The organism is Paraburkholderia humisilvae (genome assembly GCF_902859855.1).
Lineage (GTDB): Bacteria > Pseudomonadota > Gammaproteobacteria > Burkholderiales > Burkholderiaceae > Paraburkholderia > Paraburkholderia humisilvae.
In genome coordinates, this window is sequence record NZ_CADIKH010000020.1 from 1 (window position 1) to 18,193 (window position 18,193).

Annotated in this window: 17 protein-coding genes; 7 read left to right on the plus strand and 10 right to left on the minus strand. The window is 63.5% G+C overall.

Annotation, left to right across the window (positions count from 1 at the left end; all coding sequences use genetic code 11):
* Positions 1-973: 973 nt before the first annotated feature.
* The 6 genes from HV796_RS21240 (at position 974) to HV796_RS21265 (ending at position 7,508) form a co-directional block, all read left to right on the plus strand.
* Entirely contained in the window at positions 974-2,536 is a 1,563-nt protein-coding gene (locus HV796_RS21240; protein WP_175228480.1) for a class I adenylate-forming enzyme family protein, read from the plus strand.
* A 42-nt stretch (positions 2,537-2,578) separates the two neighbouring features.
* On the plus strand, positions 2,579-3,424 hold the full coding sequence (locus HV796_RS21245) for an enoyl-CoA hydratase/isomerase family protein (protein WP_175228481.1): 846 nt from the start codon (positions 2,579-2,581) through the stop codon (positions 3,422-3,424).
* A gap of 67 nt (positions 3,425-3,491) precedes the next feature.
* Positions 3,492-4,598 (plus strand): CaiB/BaiF CoA transferase family protein, encoded by a 1,107-nt coding sequence (locus HV796_RS21250; protein WP_175228482.1) that lies wholly within the window; start codon positions 3,492-3,494, stop codon positions 4,596-4,598.
* A gap of 148 nt (positions 4,599-4,746) precedes the next feature.
* The gene (locus tag HV796_RS21255; RefSeq protein ID WP_175228483.1) at positions 4,747-5,061 is read left to right on the plus strand and encodes a hypothetical protein; all 315 of its coding nucleotides are present in this window, start codon (positions 4,747-4,749) and stop codon (positions 5,059-5,061) included.
* 125 nt (positions 5,062-5,186) lie between these two features.
* Positions 5,187-5,717 (plus strand): TonB family protein, encoded by a 531-nt coding sequence (locus tag HV796_RS21260; protein WP_175228484.1) that lies wholly within the window; start codon positions 5,187-5,189, stop codon positions 5,715-5,717.
* Between the two features lie 483 nt (positions 5,718-6,200).
* Positions 6,201-7,508 carry an MFS transporter gene (locus HV796_RS21265; RefSeq protein ID WP_175228485.1) on the plus strand — a complete coding sequence of 436 codons (1,308 nt, stop codon included), beginning with the start codon at positions 6,201-6,203 and terminating at the stop codon, positions 7,506-7,508.
* 174 nt (positions 7,509-7,682) lie between these two features.
* Here HV796_RS21265 and HV796_RS45425 read toward each other — a convergent pair whose 3' ends face one another.
* Together HV796_RS45425 and waaC are read right to left on the minus strand one after the other, a co-directional pair.
* Entirely contained in the window at positions 7,683-7,814 is a 132-nt protein-coding gene (locus tag HV796_RS45425) for a hypothetical protein (protein ID WP_281369812.1), read from the minus strand.
* 654 nt (positions 7,815-8,468) lie between these two features.
* Positions 8,469-9,569 (minus strand): lipopolysaccharide heptosyltransferase I, encoded by a 1,101-nt coding sequence (waaC, locus tag HV796_RS21270; protein WP_175228486.1) that lies wholly within the window; start codon positions 9,567-9,569, stop codon positions 8,469-8,471.
* Between the two features lie 309 nt (positions 9,570-9,878).
* Between waaC and HV796_RS21275 the strand changes: the two genes are divergently transcribed.
* Positions 9,879-11,348, plus strand: coding sequence for a chloride channel protein (locus HV796_RS21275; protein ID WP_175228487.1), 1,470 nt, complete (start codon positions 9,879-9,881; stop codon positions 11,346-11,348).
* A gap of 432 nt (positions 11,349-11,780) precedes the next feature.
* On the opposite strand, the gene HV796_RS21280 is transcribed toward HV796_RS21275, so the two are convergent.
* The 8 genes from HV796_RS21280 to HV796_RS21315 all read right to left on the minus strand — a co-directional run bounded on the left by HV796_RS21280 (position 11,781) and on the right by HV796_RS21315 (position 18,163).
* A complete protein-coding gene (locus tag HV796_RS21280; RefSeq protein ID WP_175228488.1) occupies positions 11,781-12,104 on the minus strand; it encodes a YXWGXW repeat-containing protein in 324 nt (107 codons plus the stop codon).
* Positions 12,105-12,379: 275 nt separating this feature from the next.
* Positions 12,380-12,634 carry a cell division topological specificity factor MinE gene (minE, locus tag HV796_RS21285; protein WP_175228489.1) on the minus strand — a complete coding sequence of 85 codons (255 nt, stop codon included), beginning with the start codon at positions 12,632-12,634 and terminating at the stop codon, positions 12,380-12,382.
* A gap of 13 nt (positions 12,635-12,647) precedes the next feature.
* Complete coding sequence (minD, locus tag HV796_RS21290; RefSeq protein ID WP_175228490.1) at positions 12,648-13,463, minus strand: septum site-determining protein MinD; 816 nt, start codon at positions 13,461-13,463, stop codon at positions 12,648-12,650.
* Positions 13,464-13,549: 86 nt separating this feature from the next.
* A complete protein-coding gene (gene minC, locus HV796_RS21295; RefSeq protein WP_175228491.1) occupies positions 13,550-14,362 on the minus strand; it encodes a septum site-determining protein MinC in 813 nt (270 codons plus the stop codon).
* Positions 14,363-14,586: 224 nt separating this feature from the next.
* Entirely contained in the window at positions 14,587-15,120 is a 534-nt protein-coding gene (locus HV796_RS21300) for a GNAT family N-acetyltransferase (RefSeq protein ID WP_175228492.1), read from the minus strand.
* Between the two features lie 215 nt (positions 15,121-15,335).
* A complete protein-coding gene (gene map / locus HV796_RS21305; RefSeq protein WP_175228493.1) occupies positions 15,336-16,121 on the minus strand; it encodes a type I methionyl aminopeptidase in 786 nt (261 codons plus the stop codon).
* A gap of 103 nt (positions 16,122-16,224) precedes the next feature.
* Positions 16,225-17,457 (minus strand): monovalent cation:proton antiporter-2 (CPA2) family protein, encoded by a 1,233-nt coding sequence (locus HV796_RS21310; RefSeq protein WP_175228494.1) that lies wholly within the window; start codon positions 17,455-17,457, stop codon positions 16,225-16,227.
* 73 nt (positions 17,458-17,530) lie between these two features.
* On the minus strand, positions 17,531-18,163 hold the full coding sequence (locus HV796_RS21315) for a PqiC family protein (protein ID WP_175228495.1): 633 nt from the start codon (positions 18,161-18,163) through the stop codon (positions 17,531-17,533).
* Positions 18,164-18,193 lie beyond the last annotated feature (30 nt).

Genomic DNA, 18,193 nt, shown 5'->3' on the forward strand with positions numbered 1-18,193 from the left:
ACAGGCACCCGCATAGCGCGTTGAAATACCGCTCGCCGCGCGAGTTCCGACGTAGGACCGATTCATCAACCTTAGTGTGAGATGGTGTCCGGAAGTACGGGGGCAAATCCAGTCGGTGCTGCGTGGGTGTACCTGCTGATGGTCGTATCGTTTTGATTGTTGCATTGCGTTGCTAGTCCCAAACACGGACACCTATCCCAATTCGGGACTAGTCGGAATGGCCGCTTACCGTCACTCCACCGTTACCGAAACGTTCCTTAACCGTTATCGCAGTAATATCAGCGTGACAGCCCCAACCCTTCACCGATGCCTACACTCGCCCACGCCCAACGCATAAACAGACGAACATCGATGAAGCTGTGGCCTAAGGCGGCCAATTCGCGAAATTAATTGCAAATACGCAACTGGCTCACATCGGCAACGCCGCTCAATTTGACAAGACCAACGGAACTGGACGGGTAGACAAGATAAATTCAGGCCAGTACGCACAAGACGAGCGCGTCATGCATGCTTCGTTCGCGATCATAGTTGCTGCCACTCTCACCGCACTATCGAGCACAAGGGCACTCGGACTTCTGTCAGCCCGATCGTATGCAAGGAACCAAGACCCATACCGCGTGCCTCGCCGTTACACATGTACCGAAAGAGGCACATCTTGCTCCGCGCTAGTAATCTGCGATTAGAGACTGTCGCCGGGCAAGCCTAGCTTCGTCGACTATGCGAGCTTCACCTGACTTGCCCTCGGAAGAACGCCGCGCTCTCACCCGCCGCACGTCCCAGCCACGCAACGCGTGGCACTCCACCTGAACTTTCGCGTGCCACCGCACCCGATCCCAATCGGCAGCACCACGCTACCCCCCATTGTTCATCGATCACGATAAACCCACACAAACAATTTGATTCTCGTTATATACGGCCGGATATAACATAAAGCTCTTCATGATCAGCAGAGACACAATGAGGAGATAGACTCATGACGCAACTGCGAGTGGGCGATCTGGTCATTCGGAATGCAGAATTAATTCCGGAATCAGTCGCGCTCATCGAGGACGAACGCAGCATCAACTGGCGGCAACTGAACACCGACACGAACCGCCTCGCCAATGCATTAACGAGGCTTGCGCCAGGCAAAGGCACGCGAGTCGCCACGATCATCCGTAACGGCGGCGCCGCGATCGAAACGATCTTCGCGCTATCGAAAGCGGGATGTGTGTCGATTCCAGTCAACTACGGCCTCACCCCCGCCGAGATCGGCGTGCTGCTCGACGATTCGCAACCCGCGCTGCTCATCGTGGACGCGGAGTTCGTCGAGCGCTTGCACGACGTGATCGCGCGTCCTGGCGTGCGAATCATCGTGCGTAACGACTACCCGCTATTACCCGGCTGGCTCGCGTACTACGACCTGATCGAAAACGGCGCACCGCATAAACCCGACGTAGTGATCTCTCCCGACGACATCCGGATGATCCGCTACACGAGCGGCACCACGGCAGCGCCCAAGGGCTGCCTTGGCACCCATCGTCAGATTCTTTCCAGCATCGACAATTTTCTGACACAGATTTCGGTACCGGCAAACGGCCCGTTCCTGCAGATGCTGCCGCTTTTTTCCGGCGCCGGTATCTGGATGTCGCTCGCGGCCGCACGCCACGGCGTAGGCAACGTGATGCTGCCCGAGTTCAATCCGCAAGCGGCGCTGCGCAAGATCGCACAGCACAACGTCGCCCACGCGTGCGGCGTGCCGACCATGCTGAGCCGCCTCGCCGACGAGCTTGGCCAGAACCGCTATCGGATCGATTCGCTGCAACTGATCGGCTACACCGGCTCGAAAATGCCGCCCCGCATCATCCGGCGCGTGCTCGAACGGTTCTCCTGCGACTTTTACCAGGGCTTCGGCGGCGGCGAAATGGGCGGTCTCGTCTCCTACCTGATGCCCGAAGATCACCGTGCGGCGCGCTCCAACGCAGGCGCCGAACCCCGACTCGCGTCGGTTGGCCGCCCCGCGCGTTACGCGGAAATCCGCATCCGCAGTCTGCAGGACGGCACACCGCTGCCGGTCAACGAGCCCGGCGAGATCACCGTGCGTTCGCCGAGCAATTTCTCCGGCTATCTGAATCGCCCCGAAGACACCGCGAAAACACTGCGCGGCGAATGGGTCCATACCGGCGATGTCGGCTACCTCGACGAACACGGCTATCTGTTTGCCGTCGACCGCGCGAAAGACATGGTCGTCACAGGCGGCATGAACGTGTCATCGGCCGAAGTCGAAGCCGTGCTCGTCGAGCATCCCGCAGTCAAATCGGCCGCCGTGATCGGCCTGCCCAGCGACGAGTGGGGCGAACAGGTGACCGCGGTCGTCGTGCTGCGCGAAGGACAGCAAGTCACCGAAGCCGAACTGATCCGCTTTTCGCGCCAGCAACTGGCCGGCTACAAGGCACCCAAGGCGGTCCATTTCGTCACGTCGTTCCCGATGAACAGCGTCGGCAAGATCCTCAAGCGCGAACTGCGCGACACACTTGCTGCGCGCAAGCCGGCCTGACGCCGCTTGCACCCCGCTTCCCCATTTCTCACAGGAGACAACATGCAGTGGCAACTGAACCGCGCCGCCGGTCCGCGCGGCTACCTGATTGAAACAGACGCCTTCGAAACGATCGAGATCACCATGCCCGAGGAAGGCGTCGCGAAGTTGACCCTCAATCGCCCCGACAAGCTGAACGCATTCAACTCGGCGATGATCGGCGAGATCCGCGCGGCGATGTGGCGGCTCAACTACGACGACAGCGTTCGCGTGATCGTGATCACCGGCGCGGGCCGCGGCTTTAGCGCCGGGCGCGACGTGAAGGAACTGCAGGGCGAGCGCGGCATGCCGCTGCCGCAATACCGCGCGTATGTGCGCGCCAACCACGACATGCTCAACGATCTCGAGGCGATCGAGAAACCGGTCATCGCGGCCATCAACGGTGTCTGCGCGGGCGGCGGTGTCGAACTGGCTGCGTCGTGCGACTTCCGTTTTGCGTCGACGCAAGCGACCTTCCTGCTGCCGGAGATTTTCATCGGCGTGATTCCGGCGTCGGGCGCCTGCTCGCGCATGATCCAGATGATCGGCATCGAGAACGTCAAGGATCTGGTGATGACCGGCCGCACCGTCGACGCCGCCGAAATCCGCGAGATGGGTTTCGTACGTCGCGTGGTCGAACATGACGAACTCGAAGCAAAGGTGGTTGAGTTCGCCCGGATGCTGATGCGCGGCGCGCCACAGGCGATCGGGATCGGCAAGCACGTCACCAACACCTGCCAGAACGTCGATACGGAAACCGGCCGCATGATCGAACGACTCGCCCAATCGTCGCTTGTCGGCACCGCCGATTCGACCGAAGGCGTGCGCTCGTTCCTCGAAAAACGCCCACCCAGCTTCACGGGTCGGTGAACCCCTGTCGCGTCGGCCGTCAGCACAAGCGGCCGGCCCCTCTTCTTTTCGCTACAAGGTCGCTTCGTTGAAACTTTCCGGCATCCGCGTTCTGGACTTCTCCCGCTTCATGGCCGGCCCGCTGGTCTCGTCGATCATGGCGGACCATGGGGCCGAGGTCATCAAGATCGAAGCCCCCGAGGGCGACCCCGTACGCGCCGGGCGGCGCAGCCGTGACGGACAGATCGCGGGCGACTCGTTCGCGGTGCTCAATCGCGGCAAGCAGAGCGTCGTGCTGGATCTGAAGCAGGCATGCGACCGCGATGCCGCACGCCGGCTGATCGCCACGGCGGATGTGCTGGTCGAATCGTTCAGCCCCGGCGTAACCGCGCGTCTTGGCATCGACGCGCCGAGCGCACAGCGTCTGAACCCACGCCTCGTCTACTGCTCGATCAGCGCTTTCGGCCAGCATGGGCCGTTACGCGACACCGCGGCGCACGACCCCGCCGTCCAGGCGTTGACCGGCATCCTGCCGCGCGACCGCGACGGCCGGCCGGTCATTCCGACCGTATCCGTCGCGTCATGGTGCACCGCGCACAGCGCGCTCGCCGGCATCCTGATGGCGCTGATGACCGCGCGTGCGACTGGGCTTGGCGATCATCTCGACATATCAATGCACGATGTCGCATTAAGCGCACGGCCGAATGCGGCATTCGCCGCGCTATCCGGCAATGCGCAGACCGGCGAAATGACGCTCGGCTACGCGATGCTCGAACCGTACGAAACAGCCGACCGCGCGTGGCTCTGTCTCGGCGCAGGCGAAGCGCGCTTCGCTCGCCCGTTGCTCGACGCGTTGCAGCGGCCGGATCTGATCGATATCGCACTCGGCAAACCGGGCGGTGCGCAAAATCCGCTGCGCGAATTTCTGACGCAGCGCTTTCGCGAACGCGCGCGGGTCGACTGGCTGGGCTGGCTCGACGCGCACGGCATTCCCGCGATGCCGGTGCTCGACTATCGGGAAGCGCTCCAGCACCCGCACGCCGAAGCACGCGGCATGCTGCTGACCGACGCCGACGGGCACCGTCATCTGAACACGCCGATCCGCTTCTCTCGCGAACCGGGCACACCGGCACTGCAGGCGCCGATGCTCGGCGAGCACACGCAGTCGGTGCTGAACGCGCTCAACGACACCTGAGCCGATCGGGCGGACGACGCCCACACGTTGCCAAATCACGCCAGCCAGCCGTTTGCAGCCGCCCCGGCAACGTCAGCCAACCCCCTATACAATTGAAGCAGAACCCTTCCTTGCATCGCCTTTCCCAGTCAAAAGGAAGGAGGCTGCAATGCTCAAACTTCTTCTCATTGCCGGCGCTGCCGCGCTTCTGACGGGCTGCGTCGCCGCCCCTCCGTACTATGGCTATCCGTATGGTCCATACGGCGCGTACGATCCCTACTATGGCTACGCGTATGGCCCGTATCCGTATTACTACCCTTACTATCCGTACCCCGGATACGGCGCCGTCAGCATCGGATTCTGGGGCGGCGGACATTGCTGCTACTACGGACACGGCGGTTACTACCATCATGGCGGCTATTGGCATGGTGGCGGCGGGGGCACCGGCTGGCACGGCGGAGGCGGGGGCGGCAGTCGTCACTAGCGCGATCCGGCGCGACGCGGACCATCGTTCGCTGCCCCTCATATCCGTATGAACATCAATTGAATCGCCGTGCGTGTCGACTACGATCCTGATACCGGCTGTCCGCCGCCCGTCAGGTGCCGAAGATGTCCGATCGCATCCATCACCGCCGCGCAACCCTGCCCGGCACCCGCTTCGTCACCGCATGCGCGCTGCCCGTCGCGCGGGGCGCGGCGTTGCTGCTAGGGCTCGCAATCTGCGCCTGCACCATTACGCCGCCGCAAAGACCCACTGCGAGCGTGCCGCTCGAAGCGATCAACAGCGGCACCCTCGACCAATACCGCGTCGCCGTTGCACGACGCATTCTCGAACGCAATCCGTCGTACGTGCTCCAGGGCCATCCTCAGGCGATGCTGCGCTCGCTGGTGGTGGTGTCGTTCGTCGTCGACAGTCGCGGGCAAATCGTTTCGTCGTCGGTCTATCGCACGAATGGCGACGACGAGGCGGAAAGCACCGCGCTCGCGACGCTGCGTCGCTCCGCACCACTGCCACTACCACCGGCAAAATTGCTTGACCGGGCAGGCCACCTCGAATTGTTCGAGGACTGGCTCTTCAACGACAACGGCAAATTCCAGTTGCGCACCTTCGCTGCCCCGCAAGCGCAAAACTTCGAGTGACACGAGTAAAGCAAGCGAAGGAAAGCCAACCGAAACCCGGTGTTTAATGTGCCGACGCTTCGCTGTCGATATAATTTCGCCACGCCCCGCCGGAGCTTTCCGGCACCGCTTTCGCCGCACGGTCATCCGCCCGCGCCGAACAGCCCGGTCGCCGCGTAGCGCGTTATCCGCGCGTTCGCCCGCCCGACTTGCATCGACTGGCATGCTGCCCGAACCGGCAGTAGTCCGACACGGTTGCCGTGCGGCAATGGCACCCGCGTTGCAAGCTGCGTGACTCACGCGTCGGCGTCGCACGAGCGCTGCCTGCGCACAACCTGTCGCCGTCCGGGTTGGAGGCTTCTTCGGCCACCTCATCAGCCCCATCCGGTATCGCCACACTAACAAAAGGTGCATCGAAGCCAAGGCCGGCACCGCGCGTATCGTGAACCGCAAACCGAGCGGGCGCGCACGCGGTCGCACCATCAATATTGGAGAGTGTTAAGCATGTCCTCACCGCCGGTTTCAACCGCAGGCCCGCAACTCGGGCAACAGCAACGCACGGCGCGCATCATTTTCGCGAGCTTCATCGGCACGGCAATCGAGTTCTACGATTTCTACGTGTACGCAACCGCTGCGGCACTGGTGATCGGGCCAGTCTTTTTTCCGCACGGCTCGGCAACCGCGCAGGCACTATCGGCATTCGTCACTTTCGGCATCGCGTTCGTAGCGCGGCCAATCGGCTCGTTCCTGTTCGGCCACTTCGGCGACCGCATCGGCCGCAAGTCGACGCTCGTCGCGTCGCTGCTGGTGATGGGCGTGTCGACCACGCTGATCGGCTTCGTGCCCGGCTACGATTCGATCGGCAGCCTCGCACCGATCCTGCTGTGCGTGCTGCGCTTCGGGCAAGGTATCGGCCTCGGCGGTGAATGGGGCGGCGCCGCGTTGCTCGCCACCGAAAACGCGCCGGCCGGCAAACGCGGCTGGTTCGGCATGTTTCCGCAACTGGGGCCGTCGGTCGGCTTTCTCGCATCGAACGGCCTGTTCTTCGGGCTTGCGTTATCGCTTAGCGACGAACAGTTCCGTAGCTGGGGCTGGCGTGTGCCGTTCATCGTCAGCGCGGTGCTGGTCGCGCTCGGCCTCTACGTGCGGTTAAAGATCGCGGAGACGCCGGCCTTTCGCGCGGCGATCGAGCGGCGCGAACGGGTACGCGTGCCGGTTGCGACGTTGCTCGCGCGCTTCTGGTGGCCGACGCTGCTCGGCGCGCTCGCGATGGTCGTGTGCTACACGCTGTTCTATATCTCGACTGTGTTCTCGCTGTCGTATGGCGTGTCCTCGTTGCATTTCACACGTCAGGGCTTCCTCGGCATGCTGTGCGTCGCCGTCGTCTTCATGGCGCTCGCGACGCCGTTGTCCGCATGGGCGAGCGACCGGTTCGGCCGCAAGCCGGTGTTGATCGTCGGCATTCTCGCCGCGTTCGCATCCGGCTTCGCGATGGAACCGCTGCTCGGCAGTGGTTCGATGCCGCTCGTGCAGCTGTTCCTGATCATCGAGCTGTTCCTGATGGGTGTCACGTTCGCGCCGATGGGCGCGTTGCTGCCGGAACTGTTCCCGACCAACGTCCGCTACACCGGCGCCGGTGTGTCGTACAACCTCGGCGGGATACTCGGAGCGTCGGTCGCGCCGTATATCGCACAGCTGCTTGCGGCGCACGGCGGTCTCGCATGGGTGGGCGGCTATGTATCGGTGGCCGCGCTCGTCAGCCTGTTTGGCGTACTCTGCATGCGCGAGACGCGCGATACGCGGCTCATGTAAAACGCGGCTTTACAGAGGCTTCACCCGATGTTTTGCAAACGGCCTCGCAGGCTGATGCGAGCTTGAAGAAAAAACCGGGCGCGTCTTCGCGCCCGGAACCACGCATCGCCGCCGCAGCCGGCATTACGCCGCCTCCCTGTCGGTCGTTACGCCAGCCGCGCGCGATGCACTGCATCACCGGTAGTCGTAGTCGTGGTGATGATGGTATCCGTCGTCGTACGGCACGAAGATGCAACCTCCTAGTGCGGTAGCCAGCAGCGCACCAGCAATCAGCGTGGCAATCAAGCGCTTCACTTCGCGTTTCACGTCTTTCTCCTGTCGAGTCAGTATCGTTATTCGAGCGGACCTCGAATGCTTCCGATTGAACACGAACACCTGAAGCAGGACCGTTGCAATTTGTAAGCAGCTTGGGGGCATCTGTTACACGGCCGGCGCTCTTCAGGAACCTCATTGCGAAGCCCATGCAAAACGACGCTTGCAACTGACCCAGCAGCATGCCTCTGCCGCTATCGACTCGGATCGCAGCGCCGCGCGACCATGGTGTGCGCGTCAAACAAAAGCGACAGATTTAACAAGCCTGTAATGCGCATTGACGCGTCTTGCGCGCGCCGCGAAGGATGCTCATGTCAGATTGAACTTGGTGCGCGCGGCGCAGTCTGTATCCATGCAGTGCCTGATTGTTTGTTCATTGCAGTGTTTCCTCTCCGCCCGCGTGACAACGCGAGCGTTCATGGGGCGTAGCGATTCAGTCGCGCGACGAATCAGGCGACTGCGCGTTACGCCTCTTTTTCTTGCCTCTTTTTATTTCTGGCGTGCGCGCGAAGCAACGTCGCGCGAAACGTATCACGTGCGATTGCCGGTTAGCGACTCGTGCTTAGCGATTCGTGTGATTGGCGTGCGCCAATCGGCACACAAGAGCTGACCTACTACGACGGCGGCTGATCGGCTGACGGCCGGAGCTCAGGTGGCGGCAACCGGGCGCACCGGCCCGCCGCCCGGTTGGCCTGGTTCGCCCGGGTGGCCAGACGGTGAATCGCCTGGCTGCTTGCCAGACGCGTTGCCCTGGCCGCTTTGCTCACCCTCACCGCCCGCAGGCGGGCTGCTGTGCACGTAGTCGATCGCCTCGATCGCGCGCTCGACCGGTGGCACCGAGTGGCCATCTCCGATCGACGTGGAACGATAGGGCGCTTCATTGCCGAAGTGCGTAGGCGACGTCGCGATAAAGATCATCACCGTGCGTTTGCCGAGCGCGTGCGCGAGATGCACGAAGCCGGTATCGACGCCGATCACGAACGACGACGCATCGATCAGCTGCGCGACACCGGTTACGCTCAATGGCGGCAGCACCCGCGCCTGCGGCACCTGCTCGACGATCTGCTGTGCTTCGTTGCGCTCACTGTCCGACCCCCACGGCAGCACCACATCAAAGCCGCGCTGCACGAGTTCGGCGGCCACCGCGACCCAATGCGCGATCGGCCATTTCTTGTCATCCTTCGAGGTCGCGTGAAACAGCACCGCAATCGGCTTGCCGCCTGAATCGACGACAGGCTGCGCGGCAGGTGGAATACGCAGGTTATAGACCGCGGGGCCTTCGGCTTTATACCCGAGCGCATCGGCGACGGTATCGCGCATCCCCTGCCAGGCATTGACGTCGCGACGCGGCACGAAGCGGCCCGTGTACGCAAACGCCGCGCCCTGCTCACCGAGATTTTTCGAGTGATAGCCGAGGCGTGCTTTCGAGCGCGTGAGGAACGCGATGATCGCGCTCTTGTAGACGCCGTGAATGTCCAGGACCACGTCGTAGCGGTACGCGCGCAATTCGGCGATCGATACCGCGATCGCCTTGAAGTCGGCCCAGCGCCGCGCCTTCTTGAAGCGTCGCAGCGGTGCGCATAGCACGCGATCGACGCTCTGGTTCCAGCGCGCCACTTCCGCGTGCGCTTCGTCGCAAGCCCAGTCCACCGCCACGCCCGGAAACGCGCGCTTCAGATCGGCCACGACCGACTGCGCCTGAATGACGTCGCCCAGTGACGTGACCTTGACGACAAGAATTCGCTTCATTGATAAAAGACCCGCCCTGTTTCCTGCGGTGATTGCGGCCATATTGAGCGCGAAATCGCTCGCTGTGTAAAGGTAACCTTGAATTCTAGCCGACCCGCGACGGCAGGTATCGGTAGCGCGGCACGCGCATGCGCGATCACGAGCAGCGCATGCGCAATGGGCAGGCAGCGGGCAGGCAGAGCCATTTGACGCGCCCTGTGCGCCAGTCCATTCTATTTCAACCAGCTTTCACCCACGCGAAACAGATCGTGCGCCGCTATAATTCACGCTCCGCAACCGTACGCCTGCTCACGCATCCGCGTTTACGCCATGCTTAGGACACCCACGCCGCTGTCCTCGAACGTTGTCCGGCACACGAAGCGGCTGTGGCGCCAGTTCGGGATCTTCTGGCTCGGCGCAATCGCCGTCGGGCTCGCCGCGGTGTACTACGCGCGGTTGATCGACTGGGGTTACCACACGTTCATCGAGCAGCAGCGGGAACGTCCGTGGCTGCCGCTGCTGGTCACGCCGGCACTCGCGGCCGCTGCCTCGTGGCTCACGCGGCGTTTCTTTCGCGGCGCGGAGGGCAGCGGCATCCCGCAGGTGATCGCCACGCTGCACACGAGACCCGGTGAAACGGGCGCGCGGCTCCTGACGTTCCGCATCCTGTTCGGCAAGATTCTCGTGTCGTTCATTGGCATTCTCGGCGGCTTCACGATCGGCCGCGAAGGCCCGACCGTCCAGGTGGGCGCCGCGCTGATGTTCAACCTGCGGCGGCTCTACCCGCGCTCGACCGCCCTGATCGAACGCCAGCTCGTACTCGCCGGCGCCGCCGCGGGCCTGTCGGCCGCATTCAATACGCCGCTCGCCGGTATCGTGTTTGCGATCGAAGAACTCACGCGCAGCTTCGAAGCGCGCGCGAGCGGCGTGCTGATCACGGCGATCATCATCGCCGGCGTGATCGCACTCGGGCTGAACGGCAATTACACCTATTTCGGCACGATCAATGTCGGCACGCAATTCCCCGATTCGCTCGCACTCGCGGTACTGCTCACCGCGGTGGTAACCGGTATTGCGGGCGGTGTCTTCGGCTGGCTGCTGCTGAACACCTCGCGTTGGCTGCCTGCGCCGCTGTGCAAGCTCAGTGCCGAGCGTCCGGTCGCGTTCGCCGCGCTATGCGGGCTCGTGATCGCCGTGGTCGGTCTGATCTCCGGCGGTACGACCTTCGGCAGCGGGTACTCGGAAGCGCGCGGGCTGCTCGACGGCCACGAGCAGTTGTCGATGTTCTATCCGCTGCTGAAGATGGTGTCGATGGTCGGCTCGTATTTGCCCGGCATTCCGGGCGGGATTTTCGCGCCGTCGCTGTCGATCGGCGCGGGGTTCGGCAACGTGCTGCATACGGTCTTCAACAGCATGCAGTTGCAGATGTTGATCGCACTCGCGATGGTCGGCTATATGGCCGCCGTCACGCAATCGCCGATCACGGCGTTCGTGATCGTCGTGGAAATGATCAACGGGCACGCGCTGGTCATCGCGCTGATGGCGACTGCGCTCGTCTCGAGCCGCGTGTCGGCGTTCTTTACGCCGCCGCTGTACGAGTCGCTCGCGCGGCGCTATATGGCGCCGCTGCCGTCTGCTGCTGCTGCGGCGGCGGCCGGACACCATCAGAACCTGCCGGAGCCGCTCGAACACGCGGTATCGGACACGACCGACGACCAGGCATCGGCGGATAACGCCACGACAAGCGATCAAGGCACGGATACGCACGCAGACGCGGATACCGACCCGCCACGCCGGTGAACGGCGACGGGCAGCGGGGCTCAATACACGACGACTGCCGCAGGCCGGTAATAGACAGGTCGCGCCGGTACGACGACGCAACCTGCGAGCGTCATCGCCAATAGCGCGACCGCGATGAGTCGGGTTTTCATCGAAGGGCTCCTTGAGTGCGGGAATCGAGCACTGCATCGGTTGCGGCAGTGCTCGCGATATCGCCCGAACGAACCTGAGTGAGCGATATCGCTCGACCCGCCGCGCCGCGTCAAGCGAGCCGGCAGGATCGCGCGTAACGCTTGCGAGCGGCGAGGCAGCGCGGCCGGCTGGCGATGCACGACCGCTCGCGCGATGATGCACGGGGCAGCGCATGACGTGCCTTCACGCGAGCCGTCAGACGAGCCATGCGGCGCGCCGTATGGCAAGCGGTTCGGCGCGCCATGCTTCGCCGCCGCCCGCTCAGGCCCAGCGTCCGGGTATCCATCGCCAGTTCGGGCCATGCGCGACCCAATGTCCAGGAATCCAGTGATAGCCGGCTCGCGCAACCTGCCAGTGCCCCGACACCCACACATAGCGGTCGCCCTGCCAACGCCAATGGCCGTGATCCCATACATATCCGGCACGCGGCGGCGGCAATGGTTCATAGCGCACGGGCGGCGGCGCGCCCGGCGCAACCACGACGACCGCCGCTGACGCGGCTTGCGGCAACGCCAGTGCGGCAGCCGACGCGCCCGCTGCGGCGAACGCGAACTGGACAAGCAGCAAACGATAGGACGTTTTCACTTTTCACCTCTCCCGGTAAGCGCCGAATCGCGGCGTTATCGCTTCAATGCATGAGGTGACGTCGAGGCTGACAGCGCGCGTGTTACCGCATGCGCTGAAGTGCAACGGATTATTTCGACTGCTGACGAATTGGCGAGCAACGATGAATCGCCGTGTCAGCAAGAGGCTTGCGAGTCCGGCTTGCGGCGCGCTCGCGCCGCAAGCCGGAGGCAATGTATGAAAAAAAGAGGAACGGACGCAACGCGGGGTGAGCCCACCGGGCCCAACCCGACCGATCAGGCCTGCGGGATCTCGATCTTGACCTCGAGCACTTCAAGGTCATCGTGACGCTCGAGATTGACGCGGATATCTTCGTCCGAAATTTTGACGTACTTCGAAATCACGGCGACAAGCTCACGTTGCAACGCCGGCAGATAATCCGCGGGCGCACGACCGCCAGCACGTTCGTGCGCGATGATCAACTGCAGGCGTTCCTTCGCTACCGACGCGGATTTCTTCTTCTCGCCCAGCAAAAACGAAAGAATCGACATACGTGCGCCTCCCTTACTTGGTGCCGAAGAGGCGCTGCAGCAGGCCTGGCTTCTGGTAATCGGTAAAGCGAAGCGACTTCTGTTCGCCGAGGAAGCGCGACACGATGTCCTTATAGGCTTCAGCGACGTCGGTCCCGTCAAGATGCACGGCCGGCAAGCCCTGGTTCGACGCGTGCAGCACCGCTTCAGACTCCGGAATCACGCCGATCAGCTCGATGCGCAGAATTTCCTGGATGTCCGACAGCGACAGCATTTCGCCCTCGCTGACTCGCTTCGGGTTGTAGCGCGTGATCAGCAGATGCTCCTTGATCGGCTCCTTGCTTTCGATCGCGCGCTTCGTCTTCGACGACAGAATGCCGAGAATACGGTCCGAGTCACGCACCGACGACACCTCCGGATTGGTCACGACCAGCGCTTCGTCCGCGAAGTGCATCGCGAGCAACGCGCCCGACTCGATGCCCGCCGGCGAATCGCATACGATGAACTCGAAGTCCATCGCGATCAGGTCGTTGATGACTTTCTCGACGCCTTCCATCGTCAACGCGTCTTTATCGCGTGTTTGCGAAGCCGGCAGGATGAACAGGTTCTCGCACTTCTTGTCCTTGATCAGCGCCTGGTTCAGGTTGGCTTCGCCATGGATCACGTTAATCAGGTCGTACACGACGCGGCGCTCGCAGCCCATGATGAGGTCGAGATTGCGCAGGCCGACGTCGAAGTCGATCACGGCGGTCTTGTGGCCGCGCAATGCGAGGCCCGACGAAAAGCTCGCGCTCGTGGTCGTCTTGCCTACGCCACCTTTGCCCGAAGTCACCACAATGATTTTTGCCATTGGCCTTTACCCTGTATCCGTCGATTTCGTGAAATGAGTTGTCCGGCATCCACTGACGCACGTGTTGCGCGCCTACCGCGGCGCCCCTACGTGAGACGCAGCGGCTCGATCATCAGTTTCTCTTCGTCGAGCCAGATCTGCACCGCCTTGCCATGCACATCGCCCGGCAGCGGGTTCTCGGTCGTACGGTAGATGCCCGCGATCGAGATCAGCTCCGGCTCGAGACAGGTGCAGAAAATGCGCGCGTTGTGATTGCCGTGCACGCCGGCGAGCGCGCGGCCGCGCAGCGGTGCATAGATATGAATGTTGCCTTCCGCGATGACCTCCGCGCCGTGGCTCACGAGACCGAGCACGACGAGGTCGCCCTTCGCGTAGATGCGCTGCCCCGAACGCAGCGGCTTGTCGATGACCATCGTCTGCGACGCAGCACTCGCCGGACCGATTTGCACAGGCTCCGCCGGTTGGCTGGCCGCCGGGGCGGCATCGCCCGACGCCGGCGTGGCGACCGGCGCGGATGAAGCCAGAGCCGTTGTTTCCGGCGCGTGCGCGGCTTCGTCGCCTGCCGCCTTCGCGGTCGGACGCCGGTCGCGCGCTTCGAGTAGCGGCAGACTGCTGTCGCTGGCCCAGTCGTGCTGCGCCGCATCGGCCACGACGCCAATCGGCCGCATCCGCACGCTGTCGAGCAGCGCGGCGATCTCGGCAAGCGGCACGCGCTCGTTTGCGGCGAGGCGGCGCACGTCGATTGCGACGACGTCATGGGCGAAAAATTCGGGGGTCGCCTCGAAGCGGCGCGTCAGCTCGGCGCGCATTTCGCCGAGGTCGGTGGTTTTCACCACGAACAGAAGCGTGTCCACCGTACCGCTGCGCAATTCGAAAAATGGCGATTTCCTGGGCGACATAGCGTTCGGCAAAAAATTTTGCGTATTTTACAGGGGTCCTGGCGCGCGTCGAACATTTTTGCCAATAAACGGCGCACGCCGCGAAGCAACGCGAGCGACGCACGTGGGACGACGCACGCGATCGCCGTACAGACACTGCGGTCGCCAAAAAGAACAACGAATGGAGAAAACGCACGGACCGCACAGCAGACGACGCCCCAACCGCGCGCCGCCGGGCACTCCGCTTACCCGGCCGGCGGCGCGGATGCGGACGTCACATGGCGCACCAGTTGCGTTTCCCACTGGTTCTGAGCGCGTGCAGTCGGCCGGTGATCGCCGGTGGGACCGAAACCAAGGCGCTCATAAAAGCGCATCGCGTTGCGGTTGCTGTCGGCGATCCATGCGTACACTTCGGTCGCGCCGCCGAGCGCGAGCCACTCGCTCGCGGTATTGACAAGCAGCTCGCCGCCGCGCAGATGACGCACGGCCGGCGCAACCCACAGGTCGCTCACGAACGCGCGGCGCGCGAGTGTATCGTCGAAGCACGCATCGATCAGGCCCGCCGGATGGCCCTCGGTGTAAAGAATGAAAGTCGTGGATGTGGTGGAAGCCGCATTCAGCGCGGCCTTTGCATCGAACGTGGTGGCGTCCGCGGACAAGGTTTCCTCGAGCGTATCCCCGAACGCGTAAGGCGCCTCCCGTAACGATGCGGTACGGAGTTCGCGAAAGACATCGCCCTGCCTGGCGGCAATGCGCGCAACGGTGAGTGACGGACTCATGCAGACGTAGATTCCCGGACCTGAAAGCGTAAAACCATAAACCCCAACCCAAACCCGATCGTACCCGCACGAACGAATCGCGCGAAGCCGCACCGCCCGCTTCGACCTGACCCTTTCCGCTCAACGGTATAGCCTAACTGAACCGCCGTACGAGTCAAATCCTTATTTGAGACATCGGCGCACGCACTCACACCGCCGCCGCAGCGACAGACAGATCAAGGCGCATCGTAGCGGCCGGTGCCGTCAGGCCACGGTGTCAGCACTTCAAAGCCGTCTCCCGTGACTGCAATCATATGCTCCCATTGCGCGGACAACGATCTGTCCTTGGTCACGACCGTCCACCCATCGCGCATCACAACGGTGCCGGCGCGGCCCGCATTGACCATCGGCTCGATCGTAAACACCATGCCCGGTTTCAGGCGCACCCCCTGTCCCGGCTGGCCGTAGTGCAGGACTTGCGGGTCTTCGTGATACACCTTGCCGATGCCATGGCCGCAGTAGTCGCGCACGATCGAAAAGCCGTCGCGTTGCGCGACCTTCTGGATGGTGTGGCCGATATCGCCCAGCGTCGCACCGGGCCTCACCTGACGAATCCCCGCCACCATTGCCTCGTACGTGGTGTCGATCAGTTGCTGCGCGACCTTGCTCGGCTCGCCAACCGTATACATGCGGCTCGTGTCGCCGAAATAGCCGTCCTTGATCACCGCGACGTCGATATTGACGATGTCGCCGTCCTTCAGAATCTCATTGCGGTCCGGAATGCCATGGCATACGACCGAGTTCACCGACGTACAGATGGTTTTCGGAAAGCCCATGTAACCAATGTTCGCCGCAATCGCATGCTGCGTATCGACGATGAATTCGCGGCACAGCGCGTCGAGCTCGTCAGTCGACACCCCGGGTTTCACGTGTTCGCCGATCATCACGAGCACGTCGGCCGCGAGACGGCCGGCAATGCGCAGCTTCGCGATGTCATCAGGAGTCTTGTAGGTAATGGCCATGTGCACAAAATCGGGGCGGTGCGCGCCATACGGCCTGCGGCTCGCGCGGCGCGCACCCGGTTATCGATCAGCCATTGTACCGAGTCTCAACACGGCGCATTTCCTAGCGCGGCGCATCCGGGCTATCCGGAGGGCTCACCTGGGCCGTCCCGTTTTGTCCTATGGTTGCGCCCGCAACCGTCGACGGCGCCGGCAGCAGGCGCCGGAACGGCAACAGTAGCAGCGGCGTCGTGATCATCGACAGCACGACCGCAAGCGTCACGATGGCCGACGCGCGCGGCTCGACAACCCGCACCGCAAGCGCCGAAGACATCACGACAAACGCGAACTCGCCACCCTGAGACAGCAGCAGCGCGAAGTACGCGCGTTGCTCGCGCGGCACGTCAAAGCGCCGCGCGAGCAACCAGAGCGCCGCGGCCTTGATGCCCACCACCGCCGCGACGACAATCAGTACACGGCGCGTGTCGTGCGCGAGCACATTGAAGTCGATCGACATGCCGATCGCGATAAAGAACAGTCCGAGCAACAGGCCCTTGAACGGCGCAATATCCGCTTCGACCCGCTGCTGATAGCCGGAATCGGCGAGCAGCACGCCGGCCAGAAACGCGCCAAGCGACGCCGACAGATGCACGCTGTGAAAGAGCAGCGCGACACCGATCACCCAAAGAAGCGCGAAGGCGGTGAAGATTTCCGGCGCGCCGGTGCGCGACACGATGCCCAGGCCGCGCCGCAGCGCCACCCGGCCCACCACCACGACCGCCGCCAGCATCGCGAAGGCTTTGCCGGTCGCGAACCAGTTCTGCGCCGCGCTTCCGCCCAGCTCGAGCGGGCTCAGGAGCGGCATCAACGCGATCAGCGGAATCGCCGCCAGATCCTGAAACAATAGGATGCCGAACGCGGCTTCACCTGCGGGCGTGCTCAATTGCCCGCGCTGCTGCAATTCCGACACCGCCATCGCGGTCGACGAGAGCGCAAGCGCGAGACCCGCCGTCAGCGCGATTTGCCAACGCGAGCCGAACAGCAGAAAGATTGCCGTCAGCAGCCCGGCGCATAGCACCATCTGCATGCCGCCATAGCCGAAAATCGTCCGTCGCATCGCCCAGAGCCGTCCGACATGCATCTCGAGGCCGATCACGAACATCATCAGGACGATGCCCAGTTCCGAGAAGTGCAGGATCGCATCGACGTTACTCACCAGCTTCAGCACTGCCGGGCCGATCAGCACACCCGCAAGCAGATAGCCGAGTACCGCGCCAAAGCCAAGCCGGATCGACAGCGGCACGACGACGAGCGCCGCGCCCAGGAACACGACGAGATGGAAAATCACGCTTTTCATGGGCGTGGACCGGTAGGCACAGCCGCTTGATCGGCAACGCCGGGGTACGCGCGGCGCGGGCGCGGCATGCGCATCAGGACGGCAGTGCGCTACGGATAGCCGCCGCTATATCGCGACTCACCGCCGCCAGCGCGCGGCTGTGAGCGGCGACCAGCGCGTCATTGCTGGCCGTTCCGACCGGCTCGCGCGCGACGGTTCGGCCGGACACCGGCAACGGCTTGCCGGGCACGCGCACCACCCACTGCGCATCGATCGTCACGGCGTCGCCCGGCACGGAATCGAACCGCACGATGTCCACCCGCACGCGGCAGGCCTCCTGGACAAGTGCCGCTTGCGCCGCGATCGACACGCGTTCGGCGCCGAGCAGTTGCCCGAGGTCGGCCGCGATCGTGCGCGCAATGCCGCTTTTCAGCGGCTCGCCCCAACGCGCGAACTCGTTGACTGCGACTTCGTTATCCGACACGCGCGTGACGAACTGCGGCCGGTCCACCAGTTCGGGCACCGTCACGGGCCCGACCACGACGGCTGTGCGCAGCGGCGCGCCGGTGCGCTCGAGCGACGCGTCGGGGCTGAGCGTGTAGAACGACGAATTCGGCGACTTGCAGCCGCCGAACGCCACCAATGCCACCGCCGCGATGAGTGCGAGTACCGGCGCCGCCGCCCGTTCACGCGCCCCGCGCGGACCACGCGCACGAGTGCCTGTCATCCGTTCACTCACACGACGCAAGCGCATCGA

Coding starts and splice junctions, on each gene's coding strand:
- HV796_RS21240 (WP_175228480.1), top strand. CDS start 974: ATGACGCAACTGCGAGTGGGCGATCTGGTCATTCGGAATGCAGAATTA.
- HV796_RS21245 (WP_175228481.1), top strand. CDS start 2,579: ATGCAGTGGCAACTGAACCGCGCCGCCGGTCCGCGCGGCTACCTGATT.
- HV796_RS21255 (WP_175228483.1), top strand. CDS start 4,747: ATGCTCAAACTTCTTCTCATTGCCGGCGCTGCCGCGCTTCTGACGGGC.
- HV796_RS21260 (WP_175228484.1), top strand. CDS start 5,187: ATGTCCGATCGCATCCATCACCGCCGCGCAACCCTGCCCGGCACCCGC.
- HV796_RS21265 (WP_175228485.1), top strand. CDS start 6,201: ATGTCCTCACCGCCGGTTTCAACCGCAGGCCCGCAACTCGGGCAACAG.
- waaC (WP_175228486.1), bottom strand. CDS start 9,569: ATGAAGCGAATTCTTGTCGTCAAGGTCACGTCACTGGGCGACGTCATT.
- HV796_RS21275 (WP_175228487.1), top strand. CDS start 9,879: ATGCTTAGGACACCCACGCCGCTGTCCTCGAACGTTGTCCGGCACACG.
- minE (WP_175228489.1), bottom strand. CDS start 12,634: ATGTCGATTCTTTCGTTTTTGCTGGGCGAGAAGAAGAAATCCGCGTCG.
- minD (WP_175228490.1), bottom strand. CDS start 13,463: ATGGCAAAAATCATTGTGGTGACTTCGGGCAAAGGTGGCGTAGGCAAG.
- minC (WP_175228491.1), bottom strand. CDS start 14,362: ATGTCGCCCAGGAAATCGCCATTTTTCGAATTGCGCAGCGGTACGGTG.
- HV796_RS21300 (WP_175228492.1), bottom strand. CDS start 15,120: ATGAGTCCGTCACTCACCGTTGCGCGCATTGCCGCCAGGCAGGGCGAT.
- map (WP_175228493.1), bottom strand. CDS start 16,121: ATGGCCATTACCTACAAGACTCCTGATGACATCGCGAAGCTGCGCATT.
- HV796_RS21310 (WP_175228494.1), bottom strand. CDS start 17,457: ATGAAAAGCGTGATTTTCCATCTCGTCGTGTTCCTGGGCGCGGCGCTC.
- HV796_RS21315 (WP_175228495.1), bottom strand. CDS start 18,163: ATGACAGGCACTCGTGCGCGTGGTCCGCGCGGGGCGCGTGAACGGGCG.